The following is a 23,974-nucleotide window of genomic DNA, read 5'->3' as shown; positions in this document are numbered from 1 at the left end:
TTAACGCTCATAGGGCGTGATGAGTTACGGATAATAAATTTAAATATCATAATTTTAAAAGTCGAAAGTATGAGAAAAGTTTTACTTTTTGCGACAGCATTGTGCCTTTCTTCAGCAGCAATGGCACAGACATCAATTGAATCTGCTCTCGATGCCCAGAAGGGTGAGAATACCTATAAGGTAGAGAGCAGTGAGGCTAAGAACACTTATTGGAAGTTTACAGCAGACAAGAACTATCTTGCCAAGGTATCTCCATTGTCTGGATCAAGCAATGTTCCTACTGTATTTACATCGGTAGAAGGAACAGATTCTCTCACCCTGGGTGGTGCGGGCTTGAAGTATCCTTCTAAAGCGTATGCCTTGGAAAAGGGTAAGACCTACTACTTCATCATGAACATGACGGGTGAGTCGGGCTTCAACCTTGACTTGTCTGAGATGTCTTCTTATGGCAAGGGTCTCTCTCAGGACAATCCTGCCGAGTTGAAGGTAGGTGAGGAGTTGTTCCTGGGTAATCCGCTGGGTGTTCAGTATGAGAACACTACTGCCTATGTTACCTATACTGCTGAAAAGACCGCTCAGCTCCAGCTCTCTTTCTCAAGCTATGTTGCTGGTGCCACAGTGAATGGTAATCCTGTTTCTGCTGAGTATGACCAGGCTACAGGCGGATATGTACTGAAAGTAAGCGTGGAGCAGGGTAAGACTTATAGCATCGCACTGAATCTTCAGGGTAGTGTCGTTGCAAACTCTAAGCTCGTAGAGGTGAAGGCTGGTTCTCTTGAGATGCCATTCGTTTTGAACGAGGGTGAGAACAAGGTGCCTGCTGAGATGGGCGACTACTACTTTACTTATACTCCTAACAAGACGGGTTATCTGAATATCTCCAGCGATGCTGTGCTGGCTGGTGGTCAGGTGAAGGTATATACCAGCTTGAGCAATATCACCTATCAGCAGGTAGCGGCTTCTTCTGAGTCGGGTACCTATAATGTCCGTGTAGAGATTCCTTATACTGGTTCTACCTATTATATTGTAGTGAACAAGTTGCAGAATTCTGATGCCGAGGATGTCATCAAGGCTGAGATGCAGGAATACCAGCCAGGTGAGACTGTGAATACAGCCTTCGAATTGACTGAACTCCCTGTAGAGAAGACTTTGCCTAGTGCTAAGGGTACCTATTATTATAAGCTCACGGTTCCTGCCAACACAGAGAAGTTTGTTACGGTTGAGACTGATGCCAATCTCGATGCAGCTACTTCTATCCTCTTCTACAACCAGCAGAATGGCGAGTATGGTGCTGCTACTGTAAAGGATGGTTTGCTGAAGACTTACGTTGGTGGCAATACATACGATGTTACTTACATCCTGAAGGTTACAGCCAATGAGGGTAATCCATTGGCATTCAAGGTTTCATATCTGGATGCAGAGAAGGGTTCTCTTCTAACAAACCCAGCTGAAGCTGTAGTGGGTGAAAACGAAATCACCGTAGATGGCACTGAATACTTCAAATATACAGCTACCAAGAATGGTAAGCTCAATGTGGAGGTTGAACCAGGTGTTACTGTCAGCTTCCCTAAAGGTACAGGCATGTATGATGGTGAATACACAGCCATCAACAAGGGTACCGACTTCTTTATCGAGGCTACTGCCGGAACCACTTATCTGATTAAGGTATCTGGTGCAGCCAAGGGTACAACCATGTATCTGGAAGAAAAGGAGTTCGCTGCCGGTGAGTCTCGCACTAACCCTATCGTCATGGAGGATAACGAATATACTTTCACCAAGGCAGGTGCTGCTGACCTCTGGTTGCAGTATAACGTAACTGAGGATGGTGTTCTCGACTTCGCCTGCGACCAAGGTTATAATGGTGGCAGCGACCGCATCGAAATCTTCAAGAATGAGGAGCCATACGGAACTACCATGATGGGTACTGAGACCGTAGGTAGTGTTTCAACCACCGTATATAAGGGTAAGGTTATCGTTAGCAAGGGCGATAAGCTCTATATCCACTGCGTTATCGCAGGTAAGGTTACCGGTAGCAAGATCAAGTTTACCAAGCACGAGGCTGAGCCAGGTGAAACAGTAACCAATCCATTGGTACTCACCAAGGGTAAGACCGTGACAATTACAGGTGCTTCCCGCAGTACTCCTGTATGGATGAAGGCTTCACTCCCTGCTGGTACAACCACCTTCCGCCTGAGCAGCTACTTGATGACAGCCCTCTATAACAGTCTGGAGGATGCCAAGAATGGCGCCAATGCCGAGGAGGTAAGAGCCAATTACGTACAGCTGCCTGATGGCTCTTACGTTTATGAGTTTACCAAGGAGATGGCAGCAGCTGGTGATGTTTACTTCCAGTTTGTTGATTCATACGGTGCTACCAACTTCACATGGATGGATAACGAGGCAACTGGCATCTGGAACATCGAGGCAGCTGGCGACAGCAAGGTATCTATCTTCAAGATGGACGGTACCCAGGTGAACCAGATTTCAGGCAATGGTGTATACATCATCAAGTCTAACGGTAAGACCAAGAAGATTGTTGTCAAGAAGTAATGGGTCATAGTGTGATAAGACAAAACATTATATAATAAAGGTGCAAGTGGGGTGTGAAAACTCCGCCTGCGCCCTTTTTCGTCAAAATATCACCAGCTTTCAACCTGTTATTTCTATCAGGAAAAGAGAAAAGAATTAAGTAATTATTATATTTATACACATTAAAAAACGAGAAAACTATGAGAGGTCTCAAAAGACTGCTTTTGGCTTCCGTCTTGTGTGCGGGATATACCCAGGCCACCTGGGCTATCAAGGCATATCCCCATCCAATCACGATGCGGCAGCCTGACGGCACCACCTTGTTGGTAAGAATACAAGGTGATGAGAATTTCCACTTCGTTACTACCACGGATGGATTTCTCCTGAACAAGGACAAGAAGGGTTATTTCTGTTACGTGGATTACGACTGGAAAACCCAGAAGAAAGTGATGACCAGACAGAGAGCACACAATGTGGATGCGCGATCTGAAAAGGAGAAGAAACTCCTGGAGTCACTGACCAGTGCGAAAGATGCCACTGCCGACATCTTGAGCAAAACCCCTATCATGAAGAAGGCGCCTAACAAGTTCCTGAGCCGCCGCATCGTGGCTCCCCGCAAGTATGCTGCCGAAACAAGAACCGGAGAGGCTACTGTCAAGGAATCGCAGTATCTGGTGGTCCTGGTTAACTTCCAGGATAGCGTGCTTCGACACACCCAGCAGGACTTCGACCACTGGCTGAACCAGCCTGGCTACAGCGAGAACGGCGGTACGGGTAGTGTGAAGGATTACTACCGCGACAATTCCATGGGTCAGTTTATCCCTAACTTCAAGGTAGTGGGTCCATACACCCTTTCCAAGCCAACAGCTTACTATGGTGGCAACAGCAGCAGTACCAGCGGTACTGATACCAATCCACGCGACATGGTGAAGGAGGCTGTGGAACTCGCCAAGAAGAACAATCCTGATCTGGATTTCCGCCAGTTTGATAACGATGGCGATGGCATCATGGACAACTGCTACGTAATCTATGCCGGATATAGCGAGGCAAGTACTGCCAATGGTGATGACATCTGGCCACACAGCTGGTATCTGGACGATAACACCACCATCGATGGTATCTTGATTCACGACTATTCCTGCTCTGCCGAGCTGGTAGGTATGCCAGGTGCTCCTGTAGTTCCATCTATGGATGGTATCGGAACCTTCACCCATGAGTTCGGCCATGTGCTGGGTCTCAAGGATATGTATGATACCGATGATACCAGCAATGGTAAGGGTATCGACCCAGGTGCCTACAGCCTTTATGCCTCTGGCAGCTACAACAACGATAGCCGTACTCCTCCTTGCCTGATGGCATTCGAGCGTATGCAGATGGGCTGGATGAAGGAAGGCGAGGACATCGTAGAGGTGAAGAACCCTGAGGATGTTACCCTGACTTCTATCGCCGACAACAAGGCGCGCTTCATCAACTGCCAGCCAGACCGTACACCTGGTACAGGTATGGAGTGGTTCATCCTGGAAAACCGCCAGCAGACGGGTTGGGATAAGTATATCCCGGGTCATGGTCTGCTCATCACTCATTACGACTATACCGATGAGATGAAGAAAGACTGGTGGGATATCAACGGACCAAACAACAGCGCCAAGCATCGCTGCATGTATATCGTGCCAGCCGACGGCATCGACAACGAGGTGACCCGTAGCGGCGATACCTATCCGGGTAAATCAGCCAATACATCTTTCACCGACACCACCACCCCTAATTCCCTGAATTGGGCGAAGGAACCGGTTAACGTGCCTATCACCAATATCATGGAGCAGGACGGCAACGTGATGTTCCAGGTTAATGGCGGTACCAGCAAGTGGAACTTCATCAAGACACTTGTGCCAGAGAAGATTTACGATACCAAGGCCACTTTCAAGGCAAACATCGAAAGCAACAAGGTAGATGTGGATGAGGTAGGCTTCTGCTGGAAGGAAGGCGCTTCTGCCGACCCAACCCTCACCGATGGCGTGAGCGCAGCAGGCAAGGTAGAGAATATCAAGGATGCTTCTTTCACAGCCAAGGACTTGCAGCCAGGAACCACCTACAGCGTACGCTCTTACATGAAGATGAGCGATGGCAGCGTGGTATATGGTTCACCGGTTCCATTCACCACCGAGTGGGCATACGCCAACGTAACCCTGGATACTCCATTCTACGGAAACTTCCTGAGCTGGACAGACGGCAATCCTGACGGATGGCAGATTATCGACCACAATGGCGATGGTACCACCTGGTATCAGGACGAGGGTGCCCAGGCCGTTCACTATTCTCTGAACTATTGGAACGATGCAGATGATTATCTCATCAGCCGTCGCCGCTTCCACGTGCCAGAGAAGGGCGTGATGTTCTTCACCCGTGGTGTGACAGAGGAGAAAGGTGTGGAAGACCTGGAGGTATTGGTTTCTACCAAGACCAACGATCTGAACGATTTCCACCTCGTAAAGCGTTTCTCTTTTGCCGATTACTTCGGTGCTCAGCATGCTGAGGAGGTAGATTTGAGCCAGTTTGCCGGAAAGGATATCTATGTAGCCTTCCGTGTCTGCTCAGAGAGAATGCAGAACGACCTCTGGTTGTGGAACGTGATGGTAACCCAGAAGCTCGATACGCCTAAGGACGTGAAGCTGGAGAGAACCGGCGAGAGCAAGCTTACTGCATCATGGAGCCCTGTGGAAGGTGCTGATAACTACTATCTCTGCCTGAGTAGAGAGACCAATAAGACCAACTCGCAGACCGTGTTCACCCCAATGGATTTCTATCAGAATGTAGAGGGTGATGTAGTTCTGGGCACAGGTTCTATCCAGTTCCGCAGCAATGGTTCCGTTACCCTGAAGGATTGTCCTGACGGTATCAAGGACTGCAAGTTCATCGTCACCGCATCCGGTCCGCTCGGTTCTTCTGAGTTGAGCATTGAGGGTACTGAGGATGGCAAGACATGGAATGCCGTGGGTTCCAAGATTACCCTGAAGGAATATGATTCAGAAGGTCAGGAAGAGGATTACTCTACCTATCTGGAGAACAAGAAGTACAGACAGCTGCGCTTCAAGTTCAAGAATGGCGGTAGAAATGCCCGCATCAAGTATCTCACACTTACCTACAACGATGGTAAGGTTTATGAGGAGTTGGCAGCCGGTTCTGTAGGAAATGCCACAGAGATTCCTATTACCAACAAGGAAGACGGCGAGTATGATGAGGGCAAGTACCGTGTTTGGGTAGCTTCAGGTAAGGGCAACCTTTACTACGATGAGTCTGCACCTGTTTACTACCAGGCAAATACCTCTACAGACATCCACGATGTCATCGAGGGTACCGGCATCGGCATCAGCGTGAACGGTGGCAATATCCAGGTAGATGGCATCAAGGCAGGCTACACCGTGACCTGTACATCTGCTGCCGGCGTTCAGCTCTATACCGCTGAGGCACGCTCTGGCAGTCTGAACTTCCAGGTTCCTGCAGGCACCGGCATGGCTATCATCAGCGTAAGCGGCGAGGGCAAGACCCATCGCAGCAAGATTATCATCAAGTAATAAATAATAGCATCAAATAGAACATTTATGAAACATTATAAATATTCTGCCATCTTGTTGGCGGCAATGACCTGCGGAGCTGTATGGGCTTCGGTGGATGCGCTGACTGATGGAAAGAAGGGTGAAGGCGAAAAGGTGAAGCCATCGGAGAATTTCGTGGCTCAGTCTCGCAAGGCACCTGTCGTTCGCTATACCAAGATGAAGGTGGAAGGCAATGCCGAAGGTGTGCCTTACGGACTCCAACTGATGGGTGTGAGCGACAAGACGGTGAAGTTGAGCTGGATTTCACCGGAAAAGACCGATGGCTACTTCGATGATTTCGAGAATCATCAGGACTTCGCCATCAATTCAGCCGGTAACGTGGGCTGGTCGTATATCGACGCCGATAATAACAATACCTATACCTGGCAGGCTTGTGCCTTCCCAACTCAGGGTCAGAAGATGGCTTTCGTGGTCATGAACCCTTGGGAAACCTCTCCTGCGGTAAACGAGAATCCAAATTTCCAGCCTTATTCTGGCAAGAAGATGCTGGTGGATTTCAGTTCTATCGACGATAAGAACAACGACTACATCATCTCGCCAGAATTGAACTTCGACCAGGACTTCCAGTTTAGCTTCATGGCTCGCAGTTACAAAATCGAGGGCGACAACTTTGCTGCTGAGCGTGTTCGTGTAGGTTATTCTACCACCGGCAAGCGTCCTTCCGACTTCAAGTATGTGAACGAAGGTCCATACGTGGAACTTCCTGCGGCTTGGACACTCGTGAAATATACCATTCCTAAGGAGGCGAAGTATGTAACCATCAACTGTGTTTCTGAGGGTGGATTCATGATGCTGCTCGACGACATCTTCGTGGGAACCAACAAGATTCGTCCTTCTCAGAGCAAGAAGAAGCTGGCAGCTGCCAACCCTGTGGTGGGCTTCAACGTATATCGTGACGGCAAGAAGGTGAACGAGGCTCCTATGGATTCTGCACGCTTCACTGATAATGTGCCAGACTATACAGACTATACCTATACGGTGACTGCCGTTCATCAGAATGGTCAGGAGTCTGCCCAGAGTGAACCTCTGAAGGTCACCGTTCCGGATATCCGCCTGTTGCCTTTCGAGGACGACTTCGACGACTGGACGCTCCATGCCGACAAGTGGACTACCGTGAACCTCGACAACAACAAGGAGAGCAAGTGGTCTATCGACTACTACGAGTATGGATTGGTTGACCCATCCGCTACCTACAGCTGGTCGGCATTGACCAATTACAACCAGGCACTGGAGACCCGCGAGCTGAATACTCCAAACAAGGACAATACCTATCTGCGCTTCAACCTGCGTCTCCGCAACAGTGAGCAGACCAATGTTGACTACATGGAGGTAGAGTTGAGCTGCGATGGCGGAAAGACTTGGGAAGGTCTCGATGTATTCGACAACTACTCTGGTGGCTTCGACTGGACAACTTATACCTATCCTATCGGTGAATATCTGAGCAATAACCTGTTCAAGATCCGTTTCCGTGCGCATGGCGACGATGCCAAGTGGATTAACTATTGGTACGTAGACGATGTGAAGGTATGGAACCCGGTTTGGGCTAAGGGACAGCTGAGTGTCAAGACTCCATCTGGCACCATCTCCAGATGTCCTGTTACCTTGACTGGCGATAACGGCGCTGTAATCAGCGAGACTACCGATAAGAATGGTGTGCTCAAGCTCGACCAGATAGAGGAGGGTACTTATACCGTAAGTATCATCCGTGAGGGCTACAACGAGTATAAGGGTACATGGACCGTCAAGGCCGATGGTACCAACAACTTCACTGCCAATCTGGAGGCTCCAAAGGTAGCGCTTTCTGCCAACACCGTGAGTGCAGACCTGGAGGCTGAGGCTAATATCACCAAGAACTTCACCATCAAGAACGAGGGTAACGGTCCTTTGACCTGGTATCTCAAGGAGAATACCAACAAGGGCACCGGCGACATCTCTCACCGCTGGGAGACCATGCCGTCATGGAACACCTCCGGCGACTTGCAGAAGTCTATCGCCTTCGATGGTGAGTATTACTATACCACCTCTTCCATCGAGTTGGGTAAGTTCTGGAAGTACGACAAGAACGGTAAGTTCATCGAGCAGTTCTCTATTCCTGAGATGTATTACAAGCTCTACGACATTACCTTCGACGGACGTTACTTCTATGGCAGTGACTGGTCTAACCGTATCTTCAAGCTCGATTTCGACAACCGCCGCATCGTGGATATCATCACCGTGGGTGGTGTTTCCGACCTGAAGATTACCCACTGTACCTACGATCCTGTCTACGACGGCTTCTGGATTGGTACCTTTACAACCATCGGATTGGTTGACCGCAAGGGTAAGTTCATCCGTAAGATGTCTGCCTTGACTTCTGATGGCAACATCGCTGTATATGGTTCAGCTTACGATGACGTAACTCCTGGAGGTCCATACCTCTGGTTGTCTGATATGACTGCCGTGTCTTCAGATAAGTTTGATAAGCTGCAGCTCCGTCAGTATGACATCGCCAAGGGTACCCTGACCGATGAGAAGCACGTATTGACCGATGTTCCTGGTTATGTACTGGGTGGTCAGACCACCGGTCAGAACTATGTCTGCGGTCTGTTCTCTTCTATGGATGTAGTTCCAGGCAAGTTGGTTCTGATGGGAACTCTCAACCAGAGTCCTAACCTGGTATTCAGCTATACCCTGGCAGAGACCAACAAGTGGCTCAACCTCTCTCCTAAGCATGGTACGCTGGAGCCGGGTGCTGAGCAGGTAATCAGTGTAGGTCTCGATGCTCTGGAGGCAAAGAAGGGTGACAGCTATGCTACAACAGCTACTCTGTTCACCAACCCAGAGTTGGAAGCACAGAACATCAGCTTCAAGCTGAATGCTACATCTGAGTCTTCTACTCCACGTCCGTTGAGCCTGAAGGCTGCGCCTAAGGCAGCTTCTACCGTCCTTACATGGGCTAAGGGTAATGGTGCTGCCGTGGCAGATGGATATAATGTATATCGCAACCACGTGAAGGTGAATGCCGCTCCAGTGAAGGAGATGCAGTTCACGGATACCAAGCTGGTTTACGGCAAGTATTCTTATCAGGTGACAGCGGTTTACAATGGCAAGGAGTCGGCAAAGAGCGATTCTGTAGTAGCCTTCGTCAGCGAGGGTGCTCAGTATTATGCGCCTCTCAACCTCACTTCAAGCATCAAGAACAACAAGAATGTTCACCTGAACTGGGATTCTCCATTGGTAGAAGCTGCTCACCGTGACACCATGAGCTGGGCTACCGGCAAGCACGAGGATGAGCTGGGTCTGGCTTCAGGCGGTTACTTCTTCGCAGGTGCCAAGTGGGATGCTGAGGATTATGTGCCTTACCGCAACAAGAAGGTTTCTTCTGTTTCCATCCAGTTGGTTAACACGGTTACCTATCTTGCACCTCGTATCTATGAGGATGGCAACATCATCTACAGCAAGAAATATAGAGGCGAAATCAAGTATGACGGTTCATTCACCGATATTCCATTGGATAAGGATATTATCCTGAAGCCAGGACATTCTTATATCTTCGCATTCCAGATTATGAATGATGCGGATGTACATCCTCTGAGTCTCGACGACAGCAAGGCTGTGGACGGCAAGGGTAACCTGCTCTCTGTGGATGGAAAGAACTGGTTTACTGCAGCTGAATCGGCTATTAGCGGTAACTTGAACATCCGTGTAAACGTGGCTCCTAACAGCAACGATACTGAGGCAACCCCTGTGGGTTACAACATCTATCGTGATGGCGTGAAGGTGAACACCACTCCTGTGGCTGGTCAGTCATTCGATGATGTCATCTCTAACGCAGGTACCTACAGCTATCAGGTAACTTCTGTATATGCTGATGGCGGTGAATCTGAGCTTGGCGGCAAGACTTCTGTTGAGGCTTATGCCATCGAGAACCAGACGGCTCCTCATCACCTGGATGCCACTGTAACCCGCAACCGCGACATCTCACTCCGCTGGGATGCTCCTACCGTTTCAGAGATGTCAATCCCTGCAGATGTGGCTAAGCGTCCTGTAACAACCGATGCAGCTATGCCTGAGTTCGTAAGAGAATTCGAAGGTGCGAAGTCTTCTATGGCTGTGGCTACCGACGGCAAGTACATCTATACCTCTATCTATAACGAGGATGGTAGAATCGACGTTTACTCTATGGATGGCAAGAAGGTGAAGAGCTGCGTGGTAAGCGATATCGACGGTATCCGCAACCTGGCTTACGATGGTCAGTATCTCTATGCAGGCGACTACAGCACCAAGATGCATGTCATCAATCCTGTTACCATGAAGTTGATGAAGAGCATCGATATCTCTGAGTACTCACGCCACTTGGCTTACATCCCAACACTGGATGGCGGCAAGGGCGGCTTCGAGGTTGGTGACTGGGAGACCAGCATCTACATGGCCAAGGATGGCAGCAAGTTGGCTACAGGTCCTACCCTGAAGGGTGCTTCCGGTACAGCATACTACGATGGCAAGCTCTATGCTTTCGAGCAGGGTAATGAGGCGAATGCCTATACCATCGGCATCTATGATATGGCAAGCGGTGAGCGTGTTGGCTCTCTCGATATGGGCAAGTATCTTGAGATTGACAACATCTCTTCTTACAAGGCAGGTGGTATGTCTTCGTTCGTATCTCCTGAGGGCATCACTTACATGTTGCTCGCTCTGCAGCGTCAGGGTAAGGCTACCAAGTTCATCGTTCTGGATATGGGCGGCTTGAACACTGTGGCTGGTTACAATGTATACCGCAATGGCGAGAAACTGAATGGCGAACCTCTTACCCGCCGTTTCTATCAGGAAACCGTGAGCCAGGAAGGTAATTACGACTACAGCGTAGAGACCGTTTATATTGATGGTACTACTTCGGCTAAGTCGGCTGTTGCCACAGCTGCTATCGTGGCTTCTGGTGAGGCTAAGGTTCCTGAGAATGTACAGGCTGTGCAGTCAACCTACGGTTACAACGTGCTCCTCTCGTTCAAGGATCCTGATATGTACAAGGCTGCAGCTTCCGTGAACTCATTCGAGTCTTCTGTAGATGGTACAGAGGTATTCGGAGCTGAGGGCGAGAGCTACAAGTCAAACTGGATGGTAAGTTCCGACTACTCATTCGATGGCAGCAAGTCGATTGTTGCCGGTCAGAAGGCTGAGGCATTCGGTGTTGTAAAGGCAGAAAATATGAAGTATGTTCGTCTTGCAGCAAGAAATGCTGATGACCATAAGGGTAATGGTACATTCGAGATCTATTATTCTGTAGGTGGTACTCACCGTGACAACTTCATCCGTCTGCAGACTGTGACAACCACAGAGCAGTGGCAGGATGTGATGTGCGAATTGCCTGAGGGTACAGAGTACATCGGCTTGGCTAAGGCTGCGGGTAATCCAGACCAGTATATCGATGGTGTAAGCTTCTACAAGGAGGCACCTCAGACCGACTGCTACGGATTCGATATCTATCGCAACGGCGAGAAGATTACCGCATCTCCAGTACAGGGCATCTCTTATGTAGACCACAACCTGCTGATTGGTCATTATGATTATCAGGTGAAGCTGGTTACCAAGAACTCTGCCGAGAGCGAGTTGAGCGATGCAGTGAGCCTCGATCTCTATTATGACAATGGTAGTCTGGCTCCAACCACCCTTCGTGTGGAGAACAATGGAGACAGCAGAAACCTGACCTGGCAGACTCCTGCCCTGGGTGAGCCTATCTACTTGCGTTGGCACAATGGCAACTGCTACGATGCAGCCGGTCAGCCTAACGGTGGTGCCTTCTTCGCAGGAGTCAACTGGTTTGCTGAGGATTTGAAGGAATATGGTCATCTGGCATTGAGCGATGTAGAGGTTTACATCAATCAGATTCCTGATGCTCTCTATGTATTGGTATATCAGAACAACACGTTGGTTCGCCAGCAGTTTGTTCCAAGCCTGAAGGAGTATGCCTTCAATACCATTCATCTTGACGAGCCACTCCCAATCGACCCTACCAAGAGTCTCCGTGTGGCAGTATATGTAGAGCACAATAAGATTACAGTGCCTCTGGGTTACGATAAGGGCCCTGCTCGCAGTGGTCGTGGCGACCTTTATTCTTCTGATGGTATCTCATGGAGTACGATGGAGGATTCTGGTGCTGATATCGATGCCAACTGGAACATTTCCATCGGTTTGAGCCCATACGCTCCTGCCAACTCAATGAAGGCAAGAAAGCAGGGTGCTGAGGTTCTCACATTCAAGCCAAAGGCGAATGCATCTGCTGCATCATTGAAGGTGGCTCATGTGGCTCAGGGCGCAACTTCTCAGAAGAATGCCTTCCTGGGTTACAATGTATATCTGAATGGTGACAAGCTGAACAACAGCTATATCTCTGGTAATTCATACACAGATAAGTCTTCTGTGGTTGGCAATTATCTTGAGTATCAGGTAGCAGCCGCTTATTCTGTTACGGGTGAGCAGTATTCTAACAAGGTAACTCTTGTTGTTACTGGCATCGATGGTGTAACAGCCGATAAGCTGAAGGTTACAGTTGCCGGCAGCACATTGCGTATCGTGGGTGCTCATACAGGCGACAAGGTAGCTGTTTATGCTGCTGATGGCAAGATGGTAGCCAATAGCGTTGTTACAGATGATTACGTTCAGAACATTTCATTGTCATCACTGACAGCCGGCACATACATTGTGAAGGTAGGTCATGATACCGTGAAGGTTCGCGTATCTCGCAGATAAGATTCGGGACTAAATAATTCAAAAGGGTGCGTTGTGTATTGATGACGCACCCTTTTTCTATTCCGGGAATATTCATACCTCCATGTCTTAACTCCTCTAGAGTATGAAAACTAATATATATATAATATTATATATATTAAAATATATTAATAAAGAATCTTAAGGCTAAAAATATATGAGGGTGTGCCATGGACTTATGACACACCCTCTTATACTTTGTGGCTTTTTAAAAGGGAAAGAGGCTTACCCCAGTTCTTTTATTGGTTCAGCTTCTCCTTCAGTTCCTTCACACGGTCACGGCTTACCTCGAATTCTACGTCTGGGAATCTACGTAGTTTGAGGATAAGCTTAGCATTCCATGTACTTTCTATCTTGACGATGTCCTCGATGTTGATGAGGTACTGTCGGCTGCAGCGAAAGAACATCTTGGGATCCAGTTCATTCTCCAGTTCATTCAGACTCTCGGGGATGTTCATGGATGAAGTGTCGCTCAAGTGGGCAATGGCTCCCTTGCCGTCTACCTCCAGGTAGCTGATGGCAAAACTGTTTACTATCTGAAATTGATCACCTTTTGGTATAAGGAATCGCTCGCGGTATTGCTTGGCAGGAGGCTGAAGCATGGCAAGGATTTTGTCAATCTCGTTTTCTGGAGATAACATTTTCTTGGCTTTCTCTAGAGCTTCTCTAAGTTCTTCCTCTTCCACAGGCTTCTGTACGTAGGCAATGCCGTTGCTCTTGAAGGCTTTAAGCGCATACTCGTCGTAGGCGGTGACGAAGATTACTGGCATCTTGGGACGTACCACCTCAAAGGCATTGAAGCAGGTGCCACCATTGATTCGTACGTCGGAGACGAGTAGATCGTAGTGCTCCTCATTCTGCAACGTATCTCTTAATTCTGCTACATTAGTAATAGGACCTGTTATGTCATAGCTGGCATCTATCTTTAAGAGCATCTTCTTGAGATAGTTGTACATTCGCTTTTCGTCTTCTACGATTAATATTTTTATTGCCATGTTTTGTTTCCCTTTTTTGTATTGTTACATTTGTTCCCCTTTCGTATTATATAACTTGATTTTATGCATATTATTGTGTATGTTACAATTATTCAAGTTTTTTTGTCTTCTTGACGATAGGTATCTGTACCGTGTAAGTAGTATCGGATTGTAATATGATAGGAATCTTGTCGGTGAGCAACTTGTATCGGTCGAAGAGATTCTTGATGCCGATGCCTGTTCCTTCTTCCTTGCTATATCCGATTTTCGTATAAGGGGCAAGCTCATTACTTACACATACGAAGTCATCGTCTCTATAGATTCGGATGTGTAGCGGATGTTCCTCTGAGTGCTGGTTGTGCTTTACTGCATTTTCTACCAGAAGCTGAAGGCTGAGGGGAAGTATCAATTCCTCGTCATCTTGGCAGATGTTGCTGGCAATATCAAATACGAAATGATTCTTATATCTCATTTCTATATGTTTGCAATAGTCTTGGATGAATCGCATACCTTCTCGTAAGGTAATAGAATCTTGGTCAAGATGTGCCACGATGTATTTATAGATGCGGGAGAGTCGGGACGTGAAGTCTAGTGCTTTTTGAGGATCCTCTACAATGATGCCGGATAGTGTGCCAAGGCTATTGAACATAAAATGTGGATCAAGTTGCAATTTGAGGGTATTGAGTTGTGCACGTGCCGTCTTCTCTCTTTCGCTCTTTATTTCCTCTACCATTTTCAGTTTTTCCTCATTTCTCTGTTTGATGATATTTCCACAGGCTTGAATGATAGAGACTGAGGATACTAGAATACAAAAAATGAGGTGAATGTAGAAACTGCTATTGTCGTATATTCTAGAAGACCTTGCCCAGTCAAACCATATACAAATAGGAATGCATATTGACCATGTAATCAGGCAGAATACCAATATCTTGTTGATGGTAATTTCTCCTTCCAGGAATCTCTTGGTTGAAAAAAGGCAAAACTGATAAGTAAGCATGCCTAATGCAGCAAATTCAAGCCATAGATCAATGAGAATCCATCCAATGGTGGTCTCATTGAATATGTGTATACCACTAATATGTAGGGTAAGTACATATAATATGCTAGTAATCAAACCGAGTCTAAAACCTCCTGGCTGATCACAGAAATTGTTTAATTTAATACAGAATTCTTTTCTTGTCATAGCTATTCTATTTTTTTTGTGCAAAAGTACAAAAAACAAATCAATTAGCGAACTTTTGTGCAGGTTAATCGTGGTAAATACGCTACGAATGGCTAAATCTTTAGGCTGAATCGTTAGGTTCAGGCTTTTCACGGCTTACGCTATCAAAATGACGATTGAAAGCGTAAGAATGACGAATCGTAGAAAAGGTTTTTTGCAGGAAAAGGAAAAACCAATACCTTTGCACCAGTTAAACAAAGTATGAATCATTTAAAACGATTGCGATTATGAAAAAGATTATGTTTTTATTTAGTATGATGTTTACCATCATGTTGGCGATGTCATCTTGCTCAACTGAAGAGACTGACTTGTCGGAGACTATTGCTGTAAATCAGATTAATAGTCTTGCTATAAAAAAGTTACAGGAGTATAATGAAGTGTTGATGGCACAGAAACCTTTACACGGTAAGGATTTTAAGAGTGAAGTAGATAAACAAATGGTTATTCTCAACAGTTTTGTCAGAAATGGTCAGTTTGATGTGGATAATTACATGAAAGCGAATCCCATTGGTGATGTGAAGGTGGAGAATGCCATTAAGGAGTACTTCAAACTTTTCACTACTTATCCCGAAAATGTAGATGATTTAGTAAGAATTACCAATGATTATATTGAAAATATTGAGTTGAACAATGAGTTTAATGATGATTAAAAGGCTATGATATATGCTGTTTTGATGGCGTCAATCTATAGTCCTCAAATTTGGAATGGGTTCGAATAGTTATACTTAAATGGGATTAATAAATAAGCTCCCTTGGCATTTCCTAGCCAAGGGAGCTTTATTTGTAAATAGGTCAGCCTGAAAAGGCTGACCTATAATAAGATGTACTTAGTTTCTTAACTCATGCAGCTTGTCACTCCGAGGGAAGTTCCAACAGCAGTCAAAATAGAGATTAAAATCTGAATAACCAATTTCCATGTTTCCTTTTTCATCTTGTTTTAGTGATTAATGATTAGTGATTAATTTTTCGTGATGTGATAGGATATTTGCGAAGTGATAGGCGAGGAGAGAAGCCCCTTTCGGGGCTAACTCTACAAGGTTATGTGCTCGTTGTCGCCGCCACTGTCAGTTCCGCTGCCCGTGCCGCCGCCGGTCGTGCCAGAGTCTGAGCCGCCGCCCTGACCCGTGTTCTCACTTCCGGTTCCGCCAGAGGTACCTCCGCCCTGGGTTCCGCTGCCGCCCTGGCTGGTATTGCCTCCGCTGGTTCCGCCGCCCGGATTGGTTCCGCCGCCATCGGCACCCTCAGCTCCGTAGCTGTCGTAGGCAGTAATCTTGCAGAGTTTCTTCAACTCGCTGTTGCTCCAGCTACGGGTGTTTCTCACAATCAAGTGGATGTCCTCCACGCTGGCTGCCGAAACCTTGTCTCTGGTCAACTCGCCATGAGATTTCATGCCGATGGAGAAGAGACCGAGGTCGCCGAGACGAACGCTCTTGCCGTCGAGGATGAGCTCCTTCAAGCAGTCGAGCATGTCCATCATCACACCGTGCACGGTGCCTCGGCTGTAAGGCGAGTTGTGCGAAGAGATGTGGTCCACGAACTCCTCGAAGTTCATCTCTCTGTCGGTAACCACGGTGGCATACCAGAGTTCCTTACCTGCGTTCTCACCCGTCTGAGGAGTACGCTTTACTTTACGATACTTAATGTTTCCCTGTCCCATAAGCTTTTTAATGATTAATGATTAGTGATTAATGATGATTGATTAACTCTTGCCATTCCGAGAAACCAGTGTGGGTGGTATCTCTGAATGACGGGTGCAAAGGTACGGCTTTTTTCTGAAGCCACCAAAAATCGGGTGGCGATAAGACGCGATTTTCAGCAGCCGCTGATACCGGTTTTGGTTAATAAAGCTAACTCATATTTTTGCGGCGTGGGAAACATAGTTTTTTTTGACGGAAAAACATAGTTCGCCAGACAAGAAGATATATATCGTTCGCAATTTCCCAAATCTTACAGTTCCCCCCAAATCTTACAGTTCTTACAGTTCTTACAGTTCTGACAGTTCAGAACTGACCCCCTAAAAAAGTAGAGTATGAAAACTAATATATATATAATATTATATATATATATATTAAAATATATTAATTACTATAATCTTTCTTCCCGTTCCCTATATACCTCCTAGTTTTGAACTGTCAGAACTGTAAGAACTGTCAGAACTGTAAGAACCGTAAGGGGCATGGATTTCAGCGAAATCAAGGAACTGAAGTTCATCTTTCCCCAAAAGAAGTTTTGTTATTTCTTGACAAAGTTAAAGGCAGAACTTTGGCTTATGCCTGGAACCTGGTTTTTTCAATACGACAGCTATCAGCAAGGTTCTATTGCCCCACACTCCCTGAAGGGGCAGAAGAATCAAACAAGGATTGCCCCACACGCCCTGAAGGGGCAGAAGGCTCGTAGCCCAGGGCATCGCCCTGGGTATCATTGCATTTCGCTCTGCGCCCAGAAGGGGCAAAAGCTTTATAAGGTATCTTGTTCGCTCATTTCCTTGATAAAAAATCTGATGGCTTCAAGCCCCCATCATATTTTTTCGAAACTTTCTCCCGATTTTCTTGCTTGTTTCAAAATTTAAGTTTATCTTTGCAGCAGAATAGCAATATTGCGTCCACGACCATATAAAACATAAGAAGATGGCAAGATTTATAGATCCACGTGTCGATTGGGCTTTCAAGCGAATCTTTGGAAGCGAGGACACTAAAGAATGCCTGATAACATTCCTCAATGGATTGTTTGAAGACGAGTTGGTAATCAAGGACGTGACGTTTGCCAAGACCGAAAAACTTGGCTTGCGCCCCGATGACCGTGGTGTGGTCTTCGATGTCTATTGCGTCACAAACGAGGGCAAGCATGTCATCGTCGAGATGCAGAAGAAAGAACAGGAATACTTTGCCGACAGGGCTTTGTATTACACGGCACGTGCCATTGTGCAGCAGGGCGTTCGTGGAATCTGGGACTATCACTTGGCTCCAGTCTATACGGTGTGTTTCATGGATTTCGTGTCGAGTAGTCCGATACTAAAGGAATTTCGCACCGACTTGGTACTTACCGATTTGCAGACACGCCAGCGAGTGTCCGACAGGATGCGTATTGTATACCTCCAACTGCCATTGTTCGACAAGCATACGGAGGCAGAGTGTATGGATATATTTGATTGTTGGATTTATATAGTGAAGAATATGAACATGTTTGAGCAGATGCCATTCAGCGAGAAGTATCCAGTCTTCCGCAAGTTGGCAGAAATAGGCGACCTCCGCAAGCTTTCCCGCGAGGAACTTGAGCTTTATGACGAGGATATCAAGAATATGCGTGATATATATGCCACCAGAAAGTTTGATGAGAAGAGAGGAATGGAGAAAGGAATTGCTAAAGGTCGAGCAGAAGGTGAATTGGCTAAAGGTTTGGAAGTAGCCCGTAACTTGTTAGCAATGGGTATGTCTTGGTCTCAAATCATACAGGCTACTGGATTAACAGAAGACCAGCTGAAGCAACTTCAGTCGTAGTGTATGTACATTATCCACTAGTCGTTTCTCTTAGTATAAGTTACCCGTCAGGTGCTCCGCCGGATTAAAATCTGCCGGAGCGCCTGACGGGTAAAATCTTTCGTTGTTTTGGTAGTCATGATGATCATGACTGCGAGTAGTGTGATGGCAGAAGTTATTGGTGAAGTAATGCATAGAATAAACAAAAACTGATGAAGACAGAAAACCTCAGTTAAAATATAACAACATAAAATACAATCAGAACGCAAGCCCCGCTTAGCAGAGTGAACGCTCTCGCTAAGCGGGGCTTTGTATAACCTAAAAAATATAATATTATGTCAGAAGATTTTTTACTTGAAGACGAAGACCTGTACCAACAACCTGAAGATGATGATTTAAGAGAGACTCTGAATAAACATCTGAATGATACAGAACATGACAAAGAAGTGGTGCATAACGCCATGCATGCTTTAACCGACGTGATGATTAGCACTTCTCGTGACTACGATTTGGCTATGAATTGTAAATGTGTGTTGATGGAATTTTATCGTAGACAAGGTCTTAACGAAGAAGAGGAAATAGCACGTATAGATGCGCACGCACATAACCTGGATGAGTTTGATAAGTTCATGAAAGCCCGAAATGGCGATTTGAACCCAAAGCGCATATCTGAGCAGGAATTCGCTCATGCCCTCGACCAGCTGATGGAATCTGTAGATGCATCCAACCATTACATATTCAAGATTCAGCGCCACTGGATAGCCGTGTTTAGAGTGGCTGCGGATATGCAACTTATTGGAGAAAATGACTATCTTGGTTTCTGTAAATGGATCAAGAAGATTCATCCGGCATCCTTCAGAGTGAAGGTGACACAGGGAGATTTGAAACAGATCAGCAATTCGGATTGTTATATGAAGCCATACGAGAAATGGAAGTTCGTTCCGATGGGAAATGTGAAAAAGAAGCCTTATGACGCTATGGTCAACGTGGTGGATTGCTTGAAAAAACTGTTGGAAAAGGAAGGAAAAGTAGCCTGAAAACGGCTCAGAAATAACTCTCGTTATAACTTTATAACCCTCGAAATAACCGCAGGGTTATTTGTTTGGCTCGTATCGGTTTTTGTCGTACTTTTGCCCCGGATTTCAGAACGAGCCGTGTTCTGGGATTCGGGGCTTTTCCGTTTCCTATCGCCAGGTTGCTGGCATAGATTTCGTGCCATGTTGTAGTTGGCGCAGCGTATCAGCCCATCGTTCTTTGACAAGGCTGATACAATTTTTTAATTCCTATTTTTTATTTACATTAAATTTTATTCGTTATGATGAAATCAATGAATCAGAAGGCGGAGGGCAGCAAGGCTGCTGGCTCTGCCAAGTGTGGTGCACAGTCTTCTAATAATAAGAAGGCGGCACCGGTATTTGTGTTTGAAAATCCGGAGTTCGGAATGGTTCGCACGGCTACTGATGAGAAGGGAGAACCTTGGTTCTGCGCTAAGGATTTGTGTGATGCACTGGGATATAAAAGAGCGGATTTAGCTGTAAAACAGCATGTTAACCCACATGATGCAGCGAAACGCTGCGTATGGGTAGAGGTGGGAAAAAAGAAGGATGGAACTCCTGCCAAACGTTTAACGCAGATGATCTTCGTTAACGAGAGCGGCTTCTATGCCTTGGTGCTCGGGTCCAAACTGCCATCGGCTCTGATGTTCAAGGATTGGGTTACCTCGGTGGTGCTGCCGCAGATTCGCAAGACGGGCGGTTATATCCCGGTGAATGAGGGGGAGAGCGAGGAGGAGATGATTCGCAATGCCGAACAGATTCTCCGTGCTACCCTGAAGGAAAAGGAGGCGCTGCTGGAGAAGCAGAAGGAGCTGCTGCATGATCAGGAAGTGCAGATGGGACTTGACAAGAAGCTTATCGGCGAACAGGATGAGGAGATTCATCGCCTCAACGAGGAGGTGAACGACCAGATGGTTCGCATGGCTATCCAGGGACAGAATGTGGTGGCTCTGGAGCGTCAGGTGGACGGACTTCTGCCAAAGGCGATGTACTCGGATAATGTGCTGGATTCCGTTTCGTGCTTCTCCACCACCCAGGTGGCGAAGGAGCTGGGTATCACGGCGCAGGAGCTGAACCGCTCGCTCTGTTCCCTGCATGTGCAGTATTACCAGAGCGGACAGTATATGCTCTATGCGGAGTATGCGCACATGGGGTTGGCGAAGAGCCGAACCAAGTATCGTGCCTTTATGGCGTCTGCGGGCGACGGAACGAAGCGTAAGGTGGGCAAAGTGGTGACGAGCACTTACTTGGTATGGACCGAGAAGGGCAGAAAGTTTATCCACGACCTGGTGCATCGTTTCTGGGAACTCGCAGAAATGTATGAGGTGAAGAATCTGGGATAAATTATTAATTATTTATTATTCATCTATTATTCATCGGATTACGCGGAATAAACGGAACCTAAACCACCTTCCTCGGATTACTCACGGATTTTAAACGGAAACTCGACCTGACGGTCGTGGCGATACCCCCTACAGCTGGAAAAAGCTAGCTATTACTGGGCAATCGCAAGCTAGCCTATACGGCGCTAGCCCAATGGCCGTAAGGCCAAATCCGTTTAAATTCCGTGCGTAATCCGGGAAGCAAGAATGTTCCGATTCCTCCGTGTAATCCGATGAAGAAAAATGATGAAGAAAATCCGATGAATGGAAATCCGATGAATGAAAATTCCGCAAGTGAGAAGAATCTCATAGCTTTCGAACTCTTCAAGGAGGCAGCGGGATTGAGCGGAATGGATATCGATACCGTGGGGTCTAGACATTCCTCTCTGCTCGCTATTATGAGCGCAGGAGCATCTAGAGTGATGAGCGAGGACGAGCTGATGAAGGTGGTGGCTAAGAAAATGCCGAGCTATTATAATGAGCGAGACTGCCACCAGCTGATTCATGACTTCTATGCGAAATATGGGGATAGCTCCAAGCCTTTCTCGCGTGATGTGATTCGTATCAATGCCACGGCAGAGAAGGCTGCCAGCGGCTTGGTAGGTGGTACTGTTATGGGGGATGCCGCCTATCAACTGGCGGGTAATCATAAAGTTCAAAGTTCCAAGTTCAATGCTCAAAGTAACGACGACGATGAGTATCCTGCTCCGCCACCCATGCCCAAGAAACTTCCCAAGCTGGTAGAGCTCCTGGTATCCCAGACTCCGGATATCTACAAGCCTGCCGTGGCACATGCCATCTTCCCTCCTCTGGCCACACACCTCTGGAAGACGAGATTCAGATACATTGATAATGTGGAGCATGAAGCTACGCTAATGTGCTGTCTGTTAGCTGGTACGGGCGCAGGTAAGAGCTGCGTGCAGATGCCGATTTCGATGATTATGGAGGATATCCGTAAGCGTGATATGGAAAACCTGAAGCGTGAAAAGGAGTGGAAGGATGAACTGATGCGCAAGGGCGCCAACAAGGATAAGCGCAAGCGTCCCGAAAATCTGATTATCCAGACCATTGATGCCGACATGACCAATCCGGCTTTCGTGATGCGTACCGCCGAGGCACAGGGGCACTTTCTCTATACCTCGCTCAACGAGATAGAGCAGTTTGACGCCCTGAAAGGCATCGGCAACCAGCACTTCCGCATCATGTGTCTCGCCTTCGACCCAGGTAATGAATATGGACAAACACGAGTGGGTTTGCAGAGTGTTACGGAGCGTGTTACCATCCGTTTTAACTGGAATGCTTCCACCACCATCGAGAAGGGCAAGCGTTATTTCTCGAAGGTATTGACGGATGGTCCTATCAGCCGTATCAACTTCTGCACCATCCCCGAGCGTCTCATCGGCGAGGATATTCCCATCTACGGCAACTACGACGATGAGTTCAGGGCACAGTTGAGGCCGTACATCGAGAATCTTTGCAAGGCTTCGGGACTGGTGGACTGCCCGGAGGCTTTCAGTCTTGCCATGAAACTGAAGGATGAGAATGCCGAGTTTTCGCGTCTGTCGCAGAACCGAATCTACGAGAATTTCACCTTCCGTGGCAATGTGATAGGTTATCTGAAGGCGTGCGTGCTTTACGTGGCTAATGGGTTCAGATGGGAGCCTGAGATAGAGGAGTTTATCCGCTGGAGCGAGCAGTATGACCTGTATTGCAAGATGCGATTCTTTGAGGATGGCATCAAGACGGCGTCGACGAGTGCCGAGAAGAGTACGAGTCATGGTCCCAGCAATCTGCTGCAGCAGTTGCCCGATGAGTTTATGTATCAGCAGGCTGTGGAGGTTCGCCAGAAGAACGGCTTGAGTGCCGACGGCACCAAGAACATGCTGTATGCCTGGGCGCATCGAGGCTATATTGAGCGTAGAAAAGCTGGAAATCAAGGCGGTGCATCTGGCGGAACATCAGGCGGAACACCTGACGGTTCTTACAGTTCTTACAGTTCTTACAGTTCAGATTGCTTCATTAAACTGAAATTCAGAAAGGATGGGGGGATTGAAAGTTAAGAGTTAATAGTTAAAAGTTTATAGTTGATAGTTCCACATTATTAATTATACATTATTAATTATACATTATCATGGAGATTGTTTTAAAGAGAATTGCCAAGAAGAATGATTATACCATCGGCCGACTTTATCTGTTGGCCGATGGTGACGTGAAGCACAAGGTGCATAGCGGCAAGAATGCCGGCGACAAGTGCAGTTTTGAACATACCTTCGATATGAAGTTGCTATCCCAGGATACTTACTTCTGCGATACGCTGGAGCCTACGTGGCGCAACCTGAAGGGCATCAAGCTATCGCCCGAGGAGGAGAACAGCAAGTATAGCCGAGTGAGCGGCAAGGTGGCGAGAAAGATTCCGGGGCATACCGCCATCCCCGAGGGCACGTATCATGTGTTCATCACCATGTCTCAGAAGTTCAAGAAGTGGCTGCCTTATCTGATGGGCGTGCCGGGCTTCGAGGGCATCCGCATCCATGCCGGCAACAAGGCGGAAGATACCCAGGGCTGCATTCTGGTGGGCGAGAACAGGGTGAAGGGCATGGTGGTGAACTCCCGCATCTGGCTGCATCGGTTGATGAAGAAAATGAATGAGGCGCAGCAGAAGGAGGAGGACATCTGGATAACCATCATCTGATGCAGGAAAAGAATATCAGGATAACCATTATCTGATATATTTGTACCATATCTTTTAGTGTTCTTGCGAGTGCAGTGTAAAAAGTGACACTGCACTCGCTTTTACTTTGTAGCCTTATCATGGCCTTATACTATCTATTTTTTATTATTTTTCCTTTTTTTCTTACTAAAAATATGAAAAAACGCATATTTTTGCAGATTTTATGCAAAAAAAGATAATATTTCATATTTTTATTGTAATTTTGCAGCCGATATCACATTATTACATAATAATTTTAAAATAAGAC

The 23,974-nt window shown here is 46.9% G+C and carries 14 protein-coding genes; 10 read left to right on the top strand and 4 right to left on the bottom strand.

The annotated features are described in order from the left end of the window. Positions 1-69 precede the first annotated feature (69 nt). The 3 genes from V8Z93_RS01190 (at position 70) to V8Z93_RS01180 (ending at position 12,869) form a co-directional block, all read left to right on the top strand. On the top strand, positions 70-2,550 hold the full coding sequence (locus V8Z93_RS01190) for a hypothetical protein (protein WP_439432134.1): 2,481 nt from the start codon (positions 70-72) through the stop codon (positions 2,548-2,550). A 179-nt stretch (positions 2,551-2,729) separates the two neighbouring features. Beyond that, positions 2,730-6,101 (top strand): M6 family metalloprotease domain-containing protein, encoded by a 3,372-nt coding sequence (locus V8Z93_RS01185; RefSeq protein WP_439432133.1) that lies wholly within the window; start codon positions 2,730-2,732, stop codon positions 6,099-6,101. Positions 6,102-6,128: 27 nt separating this feature from the next. Further along, on the top strand, positions 6,129-12,869 hold the full coding sequence (locus V8Z93_RS01180) for a choice-of-anchor J domain-containing protein (protein WP_439432132.1): 6,741 nt from the start codon (positions 6,129-6,131) through the stop codon (positions 12,867-12,869). 257 nt (positions 12,870-13,126) lie between these two features. On the opposite strand, the gene V8Z93_RS01175 is transcribed toward V8Z93_RS01180, so the two are convergent. Further along, complete coding sequence (locus V8Z93_RS01175; protein ID WP_439432131.1) at positions 13,127-13,882, bottom strand: LytR/AlgR family response regulator transcription factor; 756 nt, start codon at positions 13,880-13,882, stop codon at positions 13,127-13,129. An 88-nt stretch (positions 13,883-13,970) separates the two neighbouring features. Next, positions 13,971-14,594, bottom strand: coding sequence for a sensor histidine kinase (locus V8Z93_RS01170; RefSeq protein WP_439432130.1), 624 nt, complete (start codon positions 14,592-14,594; stop codon positions 13,971-13,973). Positions 14,595-15,310: 716 nt separating this feature from the next. Between V8Z93_RS01170 and V8Z93_RS01165 the strand changes: the two genes are divergently transcribed. Then, entirely contained in the window at positions 15,311-15,733 is a 423-nt protein-coding gene (locus V8Z93_RS01165; RefSeq protein WP_439432129.1) for a hypothetical protein, read from the top strand. Positions 15,734-15,918: 185 nt separating this feature from the next. Here the strand turns inward: V8Z93_RS01165 and V8Z93_RS01160 are convergent, their stop codons facing one another. Together V8Z93_RS01160 and V8Z93_RS01155 are read right to left on the bottom strand one after the other, a co-directional pair. After that, entirely contained in the window at positions 15,919-16,014 is a 96-nt protein-coding gene (locus tag V8Z93_RS01160) for a smalltalk protein (RefSeq protein ID WP_299331184.1), read from the bottom strand. Between the two features lie 99 nt (positions 16,015-16,113). Further along, on the bottom strand, positions 16,114-16,740 hold the full coding sequence (locus V8Z93_RS01155) for an HU family DNA-binding protein (protein WP_439432128.1): 627 nt from the start codon (positions 16,738-16,740) through the stop codon (positions 16,114-16,116). A gap of 519 nt (positions 16,741-17,259) precedes the next feature. Here V8Z93_RS01155 and V8Z93_RS01150 point away from each other — a divergent pair. The 6 genes from V8Z93_RS01150 (at position 17,260) to V8Z93_RS01125 (ending at position 23,688) form a co-directional block, all read left to right on the top strand. Then, positions 17,260-17,652, top strand: a complete 393-nt coding sequence (locus V8Z93_RS01150) for a hypothetical protein (RefSeq protein WP_439432127.1) — start codon at positions 17,260-17,262, stop codon at positions 17,650-17,652. 58 nt (positions 17,653-17,710) lie between these two features. Next, positions 17,711-18,580, top strand: coding sequence for an Rpn family recombination-promoting nuclease/putative transposase (locus V8Z93_RS01145; protein WP_439432126.1), 870 nt, complete (start codon positions 17,711-17,713; stop codon positions 18,578-18,580). A 314-nt stretch (positions 18,581-18,894) separates the two neighbouring features. Next, on the top strand, positions 18,895-19,596 hold the full coding sequence (locus V8Z93_RS01140) for a hypothetical protein (RefSeq protein WP_439432125.1): 702 nt from the start codon (positions 18,895-18,897) through the stop codon (positions 19,594-19,596). A 278-nt stretch (positions 19,597-19,874) separates the two neighbouring features. Further along, positions 19,875-20,957 carry a BRO family protein gene (locus V8Z93_RS01135; RefSeq protein WP_439432124.1) on the top strand — a complete coding sequence of 361 codons (1,083 nt, stop codon included), beginning with the start codon at positions 19,875-19,877 and terminating at the stop codon, positions 20,955-20,957. A gap of 272 nt (positions 20,958-21,229) precedes the next feature. Continuing rightward, on the top strand, positions 21,230-23,056 hold the full coding sequence (locus V8Z93_RS01130; protein ID WP_439432123.1) for a hypothetical protein: 1,827 nt from the start codon (positions 21,230-21,232) through the stop codon (positions 23,054-23,056). Between the two features lie 71 nt (positions 23,057-23,127). Continuing rightward, positions 23,128-23,688 (top strand): DUF5675 family protein, encoded by a 561-nt coding sequence (locus V8Z93_RS01125; protein ID WP_439432122.1) that lies wholly within the window; start codon positions 23,128-23,130, stop codon positions 23,686-23,688. The last annotated feature ends 286 nt before the right edge of the window (positions 23,689-23,974 follow it).

This window comes from Segatella copri (assembly GCF_051861805.1).
GTDB lineage: Bacteria > Bacteroidota > Bacteroidia > Bacteroidales > Bacteroidaceae > Prevotella > Prevotella copri_M.
This window is presented reverse-complemented; position numbering and strand designations above follow the sequence as displayed.